Source organism: Arcobacter ellisii (assembly GCF_003544915.1).
Taxonomy (GTDB): Bacteria; Campylobacterota; Campylobacteria; order Campylobacterales; family Arcobacteraceae; genus Aliarcobacter; species Aliarcobacter ellisii.
Genome location: NZ_CP032097.1, coordinates 802,316 through 815,031, shown reverse-complemented (window position 1 = coordinate 815,031; position 12,716 = coordinate 802,316). Strand labels below are relative to the sequence as shown.

Annotated in this window: 13 protein-coding genes; 9 read left to right on the top strand and 4 right to left on the bottom strand. The window is 27.2% G+C overall.

The genetic code is table 11. The features are described 5' to 3' along the window. Nucleotides 1-8: 8 nt before the first annotated feature. The 5 genes from AELL_RS04125 (at nucleotide 9) to AELL_RS04105 (ending at nucleotide 6,501) form a co-directional block, all read left to right on the top strand. Complete coding sequence (locus AELL_RS04125) at nucleotides 9-227, top strand: DNA-directed RNA polymerase subunit omega (RefSeq protein ID WP_118916733.1); 219 nt, start codon at nucleotides 9-11, stop codon at nucleotides 225-227. A 38-nt stretch (nucleotides 228-265) separates the two neighbouring features. Next, a complete protein-coding gene (locus AELL_RS04120; RefSeq protein ID WP_118916732.1) occupies nucleotides 266-2,410 on the top strand; it encodes a RelA/SpoT family protein in 2,145 nt (714 codons plus the stop codon). 19 nt (nucleotides 2,411-2,429) lie between these two features. Then, the gene (gene tyrS / locus AELL_RS04115) at nucleotides 2,430-3,638 is read left to right on the top strand and encodes a tyrosine--tRNA ligase (protein ID WP_118916731.1); all 1,209 of its coding nucleotides are present in this window, start codon (nucleotides 2,430-2,432) and stop codon (nucleotides 3,636-3,638) included. Between the two features lie 11 nt (nucleotides 3,639-3,649). Beyond that, a complete protein-coding gene (locus AELL_RS04110; RefSeq protein ID WP_118916730.1) occupies nucleotides 3,650-4,729 on the top strand; it encodes a nitronate monooxygenase in 1,080 nt (359 codons plus the stop codon). A gap of 161 nt (nucleotides 4,730-4,890) precedes the next feature. Further along, nucleotides 4,891-6,501 carry an N-acetylmuramoyl-L-alanine amidase family protein gene (locus AELL_RS04105; protein WP_226806014.1) on the top strand — a complete coding sequence of 537 codons (1,611 nt, stop codon included), beginning with the start codon at nucleotides 4,891-4,893 and terminating at the stop codon, nucleotides 6,499-6,501. On the opposite strand, the gene AELL_RS04100 is transcribed toward AELL_RS04105, so the two are convergent. The 4 genes from AELL_RS04100 to AELL_RS04085 are packed head-to-tail and all read right to left on the bottom strand — an operon-like array spanning nucleotide 6,464 to nucleotide 9,095. Then, a complete protein-coding gene (locus AELL_RS04100; RefSeq protein ID WP_118916729.1) occupies nucleotides 6,464-6,910 on the bottom strand; it encodes an NUDIX domain-containing protein in 447 nt (148 codons plus the stop codon). The genes AELL_RS04105 and AELL_RS04100 overlap by 38 nt on opposite strands. Before the next feature lie 17 nt (nucleotides 6,911-6,927). Then, the gene (locus AELL_RS04095) at nucleotides 6,928-7,995 is read right to left on the bottom strand and encodes an LptF/LptG family permease (protein ID WP_118916728.1); all 1,068 of its coding nucleotides are present in this window, start codon (nucleotides 7,993-7,995) and stop codon (nucleotides 6,928-6,930) included. Between the two features lie 2 nt (nucleotides 7,996-7,997). Beyond that, nucleotides 7,998-8,549 (bottom strand): aminoacyl-tRNA hydrolase, encoded by a 552-nt coding sequence (gene pth, locus AELL_RS04090; RefSeq protein ID WP_118916727.1) that lies wholly within the window; start codon nucleotides 8,547-8,549, stop codon nucleotides 7,998-8,000. A 9-nt stretch (nucleotides 8,550-8,558) separates the two neighbouring features. Beyond that, a complete protein-coding gene (locus AELL_RS04085) occupies nucleotides 8,559-9,095 on the bottom strand; it encodes a 50S ribosomal protein L25/general stress protein Ctc (protein ID WP_118916726.1) in 537 nt (178 codons plus the stop codon). 159 nt (nucleotides 9,096-9,254) lie between these two features. Here AELL_RS04085 and folD point away from each other — a divergent pair, with 159 nt between their 5' ends. The 4 genes from folD (at nucleotide 9,255) to AELL_RS04065 (ending at nucleotide 12,702) form a co-directional block, all read left to right on the top strand. Beyond that, on the top strand, nucleotides 9,255-10,115 hold the full coding sequence (gene folD / locus AELL_RS04080) for a bifunctional methylenetetrahydrofolate dehydrogenase/methenyltetrahydrofolate cyclohydrolase FolD (protein WP_118916725.1): 861 nt from the start codon (nucleotides 9,255-9,257) through the stop codon (nucleotides 10,113-10,115). Continuing rightward, on the top strand, nucleotides 10,116-10,901 hold the full coding sequence (gene lepB / locus AELL_RS04075; protein WP_118916724.1) for a signal peptidase I: 786 nt from the start codon (nucleotides 10,116-10,118) through the stop codon (nucleotides 10,899-10,901). It begins immediately after the preceding gene. Between the two features lies 1 nt (nucleotide 10,902). Next, the gene (gene rpiB / locus AELL_RS04070; protein WP_118916723.1) at nucleotides 10,903-11,358 is read left to right on the top strand and encodes a ribose 5-phosphate isomerase B; all 456 of its coding nucleotides are present in this window, start codon (nucleotides 10,903-10,905) and stop codon (nucleotides 11,356-11,358) included. Between the two features lie 114 nt (nucleotides 11,359-11,472). Further along, nucleotides 11,473-12,702: an HD domain-containing protein gene (locus tag AELL_RS04065; RefSeq protein ID WP_118916722.1), complete on the top strand. Its 1,230-nt coding sequence runs from the start codon at nucleotides 11,473-11,475 to the stop codon at nucleotides 12,700-12,702. The last annotated feature ends 14 nt before the right edge of the window (nucleotides 12,703-12,716 follow it).

Here is a 12,716-nt window from a genome sequence, read left to right as displayed (position 1 = left end):
AAAGATTTATGATAAGATTAGAAGAAAGAATTTCAAAAGCATTAAAACAAGTTGATAATGATAGATATATTTTAGCAATTGCAGTTGGTCAAAGAGCAGATGAATTAAGTAAAGGTGCAAAACCATTATTAGAATTAAATACTCAAAAAATGAAATATACTGATATTGCTATTGATGAAATTGCAGCAGGTCTTCTAAAAATTGAAGGATTTGTAGATAAAAAATAGAGATAAGTTAATAAACTTACCTCTAGGTTTTAGATAATATGGATCAATTTTTCAAAGAAATTCAACATATAAACAATGTTGATGATGCTATTAATAAATTAAAAACTCAAATTGACATTTCTCCAAAATTATATGAAATTATAAATTTTATTATTGAAGCCCATGAAGGTCAATTTAGAAAAAGTGGTGAGCCATATTGTGTTCACCCAATTTTAGTTGCCACAATAACTGCAAGTTTTTCAAAAGATGAAGCTGTTATTGCAACTGCTTTACTTCACGATGTTGTTGAAGATACTCCTTATACTTTAGAATATGTAAAAAATACTTGGGGCAGTGATATTGCTCATATGGTTGATGGACTTACAAAAATTGTTGAAATAAGAGAACATGAATTTGTTACTTCTAAAGATTCAAGTGATTCTAAAATTATTTCATCAGCTTTAACATTTAGAAAAATGCTTATTGCCTCAATTGATGATGTTAGAGTTTTAGTTGTAAAACTTTGTGATAGACTTCACAATATGTTAACACTTCATGTTTTACCAGCAAATAAACAAAAAAGAATTGCAGAAGAGACTTTAGTTGTTTATGTTCCAATCGCAAATAGATTAGGTATTTCTACTTTAAAAAACACTCTTGAAGATTTAGCATTTTTTTATATTTATCCAAATGAATATAAAAAAATTGATGCATTTTTAAAAGAACATGAACACTCAATGCAATTAAGTTTTAATAACTTTATTACAACTACAAAAACTTTACTAGAAAAAAATGATTTTGATTTAAACAAAATTAAAATTTATTCAAGAATCAAACATCATTACTCAATTTATCTAAAAATGCAAAGAAAAGGTATTTCAATTGATGAAGTTTTAGATTTATTTGCAATTAGAATTTTAGTTGAAAATGATATTGATTGTTACAAAGTTTTAGGTTTTATTCATTTAGAGTATAAACCACTAATTTCTAGATTTAAAGATTATGTAGCAACTCCAAAAGAGAATGGTTATCAAACTATTCATACAACTGTATTTTATAACTCAAAAATATATGAGATTCAAATTCGTTCATTTGAAATGAATAAAATTGCAGAATATGGAATAGCTGCCCATTGGATGTATAAAACTGGTGTTAAAAATACAACAAATCTTAACTGGTTAAAATCATTAGAGTTTTCAAATGAAAATGTTGAAGAGTTTTATCAAGAAACAAAAGCTGATTTATATGGTGAAGAGATTATTGTATATTCACCAAAAGGGGAAGTTTTCACTCTTCCTGTTGGTTCAACAGCTTATGATTTTGCTTTTGCAGTTCATACAAATATTGGTAAACGTGCTGTTGCTTGTTATATCAATAAGATTAAAAAACCTCTTTTAACTGTTTTAAAAAGTACAGATATTGTATCAATTGAAATAGGTGATGAAACAGTAGTTAGATGTTCATGGATAGAGATGGTAAAAACATCTCGTGCAAAAAAACAGATAAAACTACTCTGTACCCATAGACAAAAAGAGATTGATGAATTATCAGGTAAAAATATAATCAATACTATATTTTCAAGATATTATGAAGATATTACAAAAATTTATCCTATTGAATCTTTGTATAAAATACCTCAAATCTTAGACTATTTAAAACATACAAAACTAACTATTGAAAAAAATATACTTAGAGATAAAGGTTTGATGACTAGATTTAAAATTTTAACTAGTAAAATAAAAGAATTTAGATTTGATAACATCTTAATATATTCAAATTTTAGTATAAGTTCTGTATCATTTGACCATTGCTGTCATCCAAAATTTGGTGATGATATTGTTGCTTTTAAAAATGGAAATGAAGCAATAATACATCATAAAATGTGTGATAAAGCCTACAGTAAAATTAAAAACAATCAAGAAATGCTTTTTTGTAAATGGACTCAAAATAGTGTTTATCAATATAAAATGGTAATAAGTATTCCAAATACAAGAGGTGAATTAGCAAAAGTCTTAACCTATTTAGCAGAATATGAATTTTATATTTTAGGTGTGGATTTTGGAAGACAAAAACATTCTTATATCCAATATTGTGATATTGAATTTGAAACAAACAAAGCTAATATTGATGAAGTTAGAAAAATAGTAGAAAAAAAAGTAAAAGTTATTGAGTTCTTTTCAAAAAAAGATGCTTATAACAAATAATTAAAGGGTTAAAAAATTAATGGAAAATAGAGTTCAAGAAGCGTTAAATGAGATAAAAAGAGGAATTGCTGAAATTATCGATATAGAAGCAATTGAAAAATTAATAAAAAAATATTTTGAAACAGGTGAAAATTTTTATGTAAAAGCTGGATTTGATCCAACAGCTCCTGATTTACATTTAGGACATACTGTATTAATCCAAAAACTTGCAACTTTCCAAAAATTTGGAGGAATTGTACAGTTCTTAATTGGAGACTTTACAGCAACAATTGGTGATCCAACAGGAAAAAGTGAAACAAGAAAAGTTTTAAGTAGTGAGCAAGTTTTACAAAATGCTGAAACTTATAAAGAACAAGTATTTAAAATATTAAATCCTGAAAAAACAGAAGTTATGTTTAATAGTACTTGGTTAAAAGAGTTAGGAACTGGTGGATTAATTGCATTAGCTTCAAATTTAACAGTAGCAAGAATGTTAGAAAGAGATGATTTTTCAAAAAGATATGCTTCTAATACTCCAATTGCTGTAAGTGAATTTATGTACCCTTTACTTCAAGGTTATGATTCAGTTGCAATGAACACTGATATTGAACTTGGTGGAACTGACCAAAAATTCAATCTTTTAATGGGAAGAACTCTACAAAAAGCTTATAACTGTAAAAAACAACAAGCAGTTTTAATGATGCCAATTCTTGAAGGTCTTGATGGAGTTCAAAAAATGTCAAAATCATTAGGAAATTATATTGGTGTTACTGATGAGCCATTTGATATGTTTGGAAAAGTTTTATCAATTTCTGATGAACTAATGTGGAGATATTATGAATTATTATCAGCTAAATCATTAGTTGAAATTAACGCTTTAAAAGAAGGTGTTGAAAATGGTTCAAAACATCCTAAAAAAGTAAAAGAAGAACTTGCAATGGAAATTGTAGATAGATTCCATGGTATTGGTTTTGGAGAAAAAGCAAAAGAAGAGTTTGAAAAAGTTTTTGCAAAAAAAGATATTCCAACTGATATGCCTGAATTTACTTTTGAAGCTCCAGTTTGGATTTGTCAAGCTTTAGTTGATGCAAAGTTAGTTGACTCAACTTCTCAAGCTAGACGTGATATAAAAGCAAATGCTGTATCAATAAATCAGGAAAAAATAAGTGACGATAAGTTAAATTTAGAAAAAGGTGAATACATTTTACAAAAAGGTAAAAAAAGTTTCGCTAAGATAGTAATAAAATAGAAAGGCTAATTTTGAAAATAGGAAAGTATGAAATAAAACATCCAATTATCCAAGGTGGAATGGGTGTAGGTATTAGTTGGGATCAATTAGCTGGAAACGTAAGTTTAGAAGGTGGTCTTGGAGTAATCTCTGCTGTTGGAACTGGTTATTATAAAAATTTAAGTGAAAATGTTCATATCATTACAAAAAAAGATAAACCAAAAGATGTTTTAAATTTTTATAGTGAAGATGCATTAAAAGAGATATTTGTAAATGCAAGAAAAATATGTGGAGATGCTCCACTTGCTTGTAACGTTTTATATGCAATAAACGATTATGGAAGAGTTGTAATAGATGCTTGTAAAGCAGGTGCTAATATTATAATCACAGGAGCTGGAATTCCTACAAATATGCCTGAATTTACAAAAGATTTTCCAGATGTTGCATTAGTTCCAATTGTTTCAAGTGCAAGAGCTTTAAAACTTATTTGTAAGAAATGGCAAAGATATAACAAAATTCCTGATGCAGTTATTGTTGAAGGTCCTTTAAGTGGTGGACACCAAGGATTCAAATATGAAGATTGTTATAAAGAAGAGTTCCAATTAGAAAATATTGTTCCTCCTGTTATTGAAGAAGCAAAAAATTGGGGAGATATTCCAATTATTGCAGCTGGTGGGATTTGGGATAAAAAAGACATTGATAAATTTTTAGCAATGGGATGTGCTGGTGTTCAAATGGCTACTAGATTTATTGGTACTTTTGAATGTGATGCAGATGCTAAATTTAAAGATGTTTTATTAAATGCAAAAGCTGAAGATATTCAACTAATGAAATCTCCTGTTGGCCTTCCTGCACGTGGTGTAAGAACAAATTTACAGTTTTCAATAGAAAATCATACAGCACCAAAAGTTCAATGTATTTCTAACTGTGTTGCTCCTTGCAATAGAGGACATGAGGCTAAACTTGTTGGATATTGTATTGCAGATAGATTAGGTGCAGCATATAAAGGTGATGTTGAGACAGGTTTATTCTTCTCTGGTTCAAATGGTTATAAAATAGATAAAATCATCTCTGTAAAAGAATTAATGCAAAAATTAACAATTGGAGAATAGAAATTTTTAAAAACTTTTTTATTCTAATTTTTTCATTTAATATATTATTTGCAAACGTAAGTGTTGATGTTTTAGAACAACAATACAGATCTGCAAAAATAGAGTTTTTAAAAGCTGCTCTCAAAAAAGATGAGCAGCTAAAAATTGATGAACTTAAAAAAGTGATAGAATTAGGTGAAAAACTAAATAAAGATACAAGACCTGATAGAAAAAAGTTAGAAATACTTTTATCTAAACAAAATGAAAATGTTGCAAAAACAACTAATTCTACTTCAATAAAAAATACAGAAAATACAGAGACTGAAAAAAGTAGTTCATCTTCAAATATTATCTACTCGATAAAATCTGTTTCAACTTTAAATAATACTATTGTTATTGATTTTAATGTTGATATTACTAAAAATGACATCAAATTTTTTAGATTAAACCAAGCTTCTGTTTATAAGAGTATATTTGATATTAATGGTTATTTTAAAGATGCAATTCCAACAAAATTATCTATTAAGGGAGTTGATAATATTACTTTAGGGCAATTTAAACCAAATGTATTAAGAATTGTTTTATCTAATTCGAAAAATTTAGAATTCTCATATAGTATGAGTAAAAGACAAATTATAATTAAGATTAATAATCTGCCTTCTAATATAGAAAAAAATGAACCTGTAATTAATAAAGAAGTTGAAAAAGTTGTGACTACACCTACTGATAAAGAAGAAGAACCAACTAATAAAGAGTATATTGACTCAGAAAATTCAATTAGGTCTATTTCTAGTGAAAACAATAAAATTATTGTTAAATTTAATAAAAACTATTTCAAAAATAATGTTAAATTTAGAACTTTAAAACAAAATGGAAATTATGAAAATATATTTGATATAACAGGAAAATATAAATATATTGACCCAACAAAACTCGAGATTGATGGAATTGACAAAATTATTACAACAGCAAATGGGAATAATTCTGTAAGAATTAGATTAATTAATAAATCAAAATCAAAAGTTAATTACACTTTAAATAAAAGAGAATTGATTATTTCGGCTGAAGCAACTTCAGATGCAATTAGTCAACAAAATACTCCAAAAAGAACTATTAATAAAATTATTGTAATAGATGCTGGACATGGAGCGGATGATGTTGGTGCTGTTGGACCAAATAAAAGATATGAAAAAGTTGTTAATCTTAATGTATCTAAATATTTAGCTTCTATTTTAAAACAAAGAGGTTATACAGTTTATCTTACAAGAAATAGTGATACATTTATTAAAGTTATGGATAGAACTATCCTTGCAAATGAGAAAAAAGCTGATTTATTTATTTCAATTCACACAAATGCTGTTCCAAAAGAAAGAGCAAATGAAGTTTCAGGAATAGAAACATTTTTCTTAAGTCCTGCAAGAAGTGAAAGAGCAAAACGTGTAGCAGCACTTGAAAATAAATCTGATATAAGAGAGATGAGTGACTCTTCAAAAGATGTATTTTTAGAGTCTTTAAATCGTCCAAGAATCACAGCTTCACATAAGTTTGCAATTGATGTTCAAGCAGGATTATTACAGGCAGCTAGAACAAAATATAAAGATACAAATGACTCAGGAGTTAGAGAAGGACCATTTTGGGTTCTTGTTGGAGCTCAAATGCCATCAATTTTAGTAGAGTTAGGATATATTTCTCACAAAGAAGAGAGTAGAAGATTGTATGATAAATCTTATCAACAACTATTAGCAAATGGAATTGCTAATGGTGTAGATTCTTACTTTTCAAAAAATCCTTGATTTCATTTATTAAATCAACTTGTTTATTTTTAATTCGTGGAAGATTATCTAAAGAAAAGAATTTTACTTTAGAATTTTCCCAAGATAAGTAATTATTTTTTAAAGTATCATTAGTAAAATACTTATCTAAATCTTCAATATTTTTACTATTAACCAACCAAATACCAATATCTTTATCAATATTTATTTGTTCAAAATAGTCTTCAAATAAAGCTATATCAACGTTTATTGAACTCTCTTCTAAAAACTCTCTTTTAGCACATTCATATGCAGTTTCATTTTTATTTTTTGTTCCTTTTAAACATCCCCATTTATCTTTACTTGCAACAGAACGACAAAGAAGTATTTTTATAACATCATCTTTTACAGTATAAGGCACTAAGCCATAAGCTTTTACATGAGGTTTCATTATTTTTTAAGCCTTTATTATGAATTTATTTTTTTATTGTAAATGTATGTTGAAAGAATTAACCAAATCAACATTGGTAAAAGTAAAGAGAATTCTGGAACTATACTACCAGAACTTGTTAGTTTAAATAACATAAAGAAAAATCCCCAAACAATAAGTGTTCCAAAAATTGAAAGGGACGTAAATTTACCTAAATTAAAAAATCTACTATTTAAAGAAGCGTATGCATACACTAATAATATCATCGGAAGTACAAAAAATGGAATAATAATTTGATTATAAATCACTCCTCTAATTTTTTGAGTATTTATTCCTTGTTCTTTTAATAAAATCAGAGCTGAAACTGCATCAAAAATAGAAAAATCTGTTTTACTTTCATAAACATTATCTAAAATTTTAGGTTTAAAGCCATCAAGTGTATGCAAAAATTTTTCATATCTAATATCTAATTTTGAATTATCAACATTAATATTTTCTGGTTTATTTATAATTTTAACATCTACAACATACCATTTATTATTTTGGAAATATGCTTTCTCACCAATAATAGTCTCAACAACATCACTATTATTTACTTTGAAAATATGAATATTTTCAGCTTTTTTTTCTAATGGTAATAACTTTTTAAAATATACATAATAATCATTATATTTTAAAAAAATATCACTTTTTGTACTTGTAAAATATTCATTATTTAAAATTTTTCTTTTTTGTTCATAAGAATATGCTAAAGGTGTCATTTGTAAAGCAATTAAAGAGATTAATAAAAATGTAGATATAAAAATTATTGGCATAAATATCTCATTTCGTGTAGCACCAAGTGCATTAAAGGCAACAAATTCATTGTTTTTAATAAAAATCACCAAAGTAATTACCCAACCAAAAACTATTGATAATGGTAAAGCAAGTGTTAAAGTAAAAAAACTATTATATAAAATATAAAGTAATTGTAAATTTGCAGATTCTGGTATATTTTTGAAATTTTGTAAATAATCTATTCCTACAAAAAATAGTTCTAATGATATTAAAACAATAAAAAAATTAAATATATATTTCTTTAGAATAAATTTTGTTAGTATGCTCATATCTACTTCAATGAAAATTTTGATTTTACTAAATCGATTTCTTCAGTTTTAAGTGCTTCAATCGCTTTTATAGTGTGAGGTATTATATCTTGCAATTTATTTAACTCTTCTTTTGAAAAGTTACTTAATACATAATTTGCAACATCACCTTTATCAGCTGGTTTCCCTATTCCAATTCTTACACGTATGTAATCTTTTCCAATATGAGAATCTAAAGATCTAAGACCATTATGTCCGCCATGACCACCACCTATTTTAAACTTTACTGTTCCAAATGGTAAATCTAAATCATCATGAATTACTATAATATTTTCTAAATCGATTTTATAATACTCTTTTATAGCATGAACGGCAACACCAGAATTATTCATATATGTTGTTGGTTTCGCAAAAAGATTGTAACCTGATTTTAAAAGTGTTGATTGAAAGTTTGTGTTATTCACATTTGAAGTTGATAGATTTTTAGTCATCTCATCGATAACTAAAAAACCTATATTATGTCTTGTTAATTGATATTTTTCACCAATGTTACCAAGACCTACTATTAAATACATAAATATTAATTATTTAGCTTTAATTACACCAACAACTGGTACTCTTGGATCTAAGAAACACTCTAAAGTTTCAGGTAAAGTTAAATCTCTAATTAAGATATTATCACCTGTATCTAAATTTGTTACATCTAAAGTAATGTTATTTGGTAAGTTTTCAAGTGTACATTTAACAGGTACTCTTTTAGTATGAATCATTAAAAGACCTTTATTTTTAAGACCTTTTGCAATTCCTGTAGTTTTAACTGGAATTTTATATGAAGTTTTAACACCTGGTTGTGCAACCATTAAATCAACATGTAATAACTCAGAAGTTAATGGACATTTTTGATATTCTTGAACTACAACTTTTACGATGTTTCCAGAAAGATTTACATCAAATGCTAATGTTTCTTTATTTCTTAAAAATTTGATAAATTCATTTTTTTTGAATGCCGCTGAAATGTTTTCTAAACCTTTACCATAGATATTTGCAATTAAATATCCTTCTCTTCTTAAAGTTTTAGTAGCTTGTTTTGTCATACTATCTCTAATGATACCCTCTAACATAACGATCCTTTGTGTTTAATTTTAATTTGAGTCGGGATTATATTCAAAGCTAACTAAATATTAGGTTAAGTTTTTATTAAAAATTTATTTAACTTTTATTAATAGAATTTTAGATAACATAATTGCCTCAATTAAAACAAATATATAAGGTTAAATCCAATGATATTATTAGATGGAAAAGCATTATCTGAAAAAATAAAAGAAGAAGTTAAAGTTGAAGTTGCTCAACTTGTAGAAGAGAAACAAATAACTCCAGGACTTGCAGTAATTTTAGTTGGAAATGATCCAGCAAGTGCAACATATGTAGCAAGTAAAGCAAAATCTTGTAAAAATGCTGGCATTTATTCTGTTGTCCATGAAATGCCTGAAACAATTACTCAAGATGAATTACTTGAAACTATCGCAAGAATGAATGAAAACCCAAAACTTGATGGTATTTTAGTTCAATTACCACTTCCTAAACATATAGATACAACAATTGTTCTTGAAGCAATTAATCCTTTAAAAGATGTTGATGGTTTCCATCCATACAACGTAGGAAGAATGGTTTCAAATCTTGATGCATTTTTACCAGCAACTCCTTTTGGTGTTATGAGAATGTTTGAAGAGTATGGTATTGAATTAAGTGGTAAAAATGTTGTAGTTATTGGAAGTAGTGATATTGTTGGAAAACCAATGGCTTCACTTTTAATCAATGCAAAAGCAACAGTTACAGTTTGTAATAGTAGAACTAAAGATTTAAAAGCTCATACACTTGCAGCTGATATTGTTGTTATTGCTGTTGGTGTTCCATATTTATTAAAAGAAGATATGGTAAAAGATGGTGCAATCGTAATTGATGTTGGTATAAATAGACTTGATACTGGAAAATTAGTTGGAGATGCTGATTTTGAAGGTTTAAAAAACAAATGTTCACACATAACTCCTGTTCCAGGTGGTGTTGGACCTATGACTATTGCAATGTTATTAAAAAATACAATTAAAGCTGCAAAGTTAAGAGAAAAAAGAGAAACTAAATAAATGATAAAAAAAATATATAATTGGTCTTCTTCTTGGACTGGAACAGTAGTAATTGTACTTACTATTATATTTTTTATTGCTCAAGCATTTGTAATTCCAAGTGGAAGTATGAAAAACACTCTATTAATTGGAGATATGTTATTTGTAAAAAAATTTGCATATGGAATTCCAACACCTAGAATTCCTTGGCTTGAAATAAAAGTTTTACCTGATTTTAATAACAATGGTCATTTAATCGAAGGTCCAAGACCAAAACGTGGAGATATCGTAGTTTTTAGATATCCAAAAAATGAAACTATCCATTATGTAAAAAGAGCTGTTGCAACTGGTGGAGATATGATTGCAATAAAAGATAAACATCTTTTATTACATCCAAAAGAGGGAAATGAATTTGTTAAAGCAAATTATCCAAAAGAAAATATTATCGAAGTAGAAGATAAACTTTGGGTAGTTGATCCATATAAAAAAGATCATCCTGGAATTCATAATGACCCAACAGTTGTAAATAATGGATTAAATCCAAGCGAATTATTTAATATGATGCCAATAATTGTTCCTGAAGATGAAACATTTATGATGGGTGATAATAGAGACCATTCAAATGATTCAAGATTTTGGGGAACTGTTCCTTATAAAGATATTGTAGGAACACCTTGGTTTGTATATTTTTCTTGGGATGAAAATTATGAAATCAGATGGGATAGAGTTTTAAAAAGCGTAAAATCTATTGAAGAAAATATGGATAAAGAAAAAATAGAAATTAATCATGAAAAAGGAATCTATTAAGATGAAATATTACATTGCAGCAGATCATGCAGGAATAGACATAAAATCTTATGTGAAAGAACTTTTTGAAGAGAGAGGTCACCAAGTTGAAGATTTGGGACCTTATAGTAAAGACAGGGTTGATTATCCTGATTATGCATCAAAAGTTTGTAAAAAAGTTCTTGAAAATGAAGGAACTATGGGAATATTAATTTGTGGTTCAGGACTTGGAATGAGCATGGCTGCAAATAAATTTGATGGAATAAGAGCAGCACTTTGTCACAACGAATATAGTGCTAGAATGGCTAGAAAACACAATGATGCAAATGTTATCTGTTTAGGTGAACGGGTTTCTGGTCATGGAATGATTGAAGCAATTGTTAAAGCGTGGGATAAAGCTGAATTTGAAGGTGGAAGACATGCAGGAAGAGTTGAAAAAATCAATGCATTAGGAAAAATGGGAAATTGTAGAGGTTAAAATTTTGAGTGATTGGCAAGTTTATTTAATGATGTTTATTGTTGTATCTTTGATGCTAATCGGTAAAAAAATGATGTTTTTTGATGATTCAAAAAAAGATAAATAAGGACTAATTTGATAAATCCAAGAATTATTGATTATATTTTTTCAAGTGCATCTATTCAAAGATGGAATGACTATCCAAGAATGGTTGAACTTGTAGAGCTTGATAAACAAGCTCATAAATTTATAATTGCTTATTTTATAGCAAAACTTGAAAAAGATATAAATTTTACACATCTAATTGAAGCTGGAATTTTTGAGTTTTTAAGACGTGTAGTTGTAACAGATATAAGACCTGATGTTTTTAGAAAAGCTTTACAAAAAAAATCAAAAGAGATTAATAGTTGGGTAATCTCAAAACTAGCTCCATCATTAGAATCAATAGACAATGGAACTTTTCTACAAAAATTTGAAGAGTTTTTAAATAATCCTGAAATGTATAAAAAAGAGAGATTTATTTTAAAAGCGGCTTCATATCTTGCAACAAAATGGGAATTTTCAATCGTTTACCAAACAAGTCAATTTTTAAATGATATTGAAGATGTAAAGAAAAGTGTTGATGAAGAACTTGAAGATTATTATGAGTTAATTGGCGTTCGAAAAATTGCTCTAAATAAAAAACTTGGAAAAATTGTAGATTTAAGTGGAAGATTAAGATTTCAAAAAAGATGGGCACAAACTCCAAGAATTCCTGAAACATCAGTTTTAGGACATATGTTAACGGTTGCAATTTTTGGATATTTTTTCTCACTAGAAGTAAACGCTTGTGATAAAAGATTACAAAACAACTTTTTTACAGCACTTTTCCATGATTTACCAGAAGCTCTTACAAGGGATATTATAACTCCTGTGAAATATTGTGTTGATGAGTTATCAGAAATAATTGCTGAATATGAAATTGAAAAAATTGAAGATGATATTTTGCCAAATATTCCTGAATCATTACACGAAGAATTCTCTTACATTTTAGGTCTTTATAATGGAATTAAAGAAGAGTTTACAAACAAAATCAAACATAATGGAAAAATTGAAGAAGTTGAAGATATTTCAAAATATAATATTGATAAATACGAAGCAATAGATGGTCTTGCTTTAAAACAATGTGATAAATTATCAGCATTTGTAGAAGCTAGTTTATCAATCTCTCATGGAATAAAATCAAAAGAGTTAATTGGTGGGAAAAAAGAGATTTTAAAAGGTTTAAAAGAGATTCAAGGAGTTGATTTTAAAGCAATTGCAACTCAAATTGACCATGAATTTGGAACAACAGGACAAACTCAAGCTAGAATGGATTTTGATTAAAATATAAAAAAATA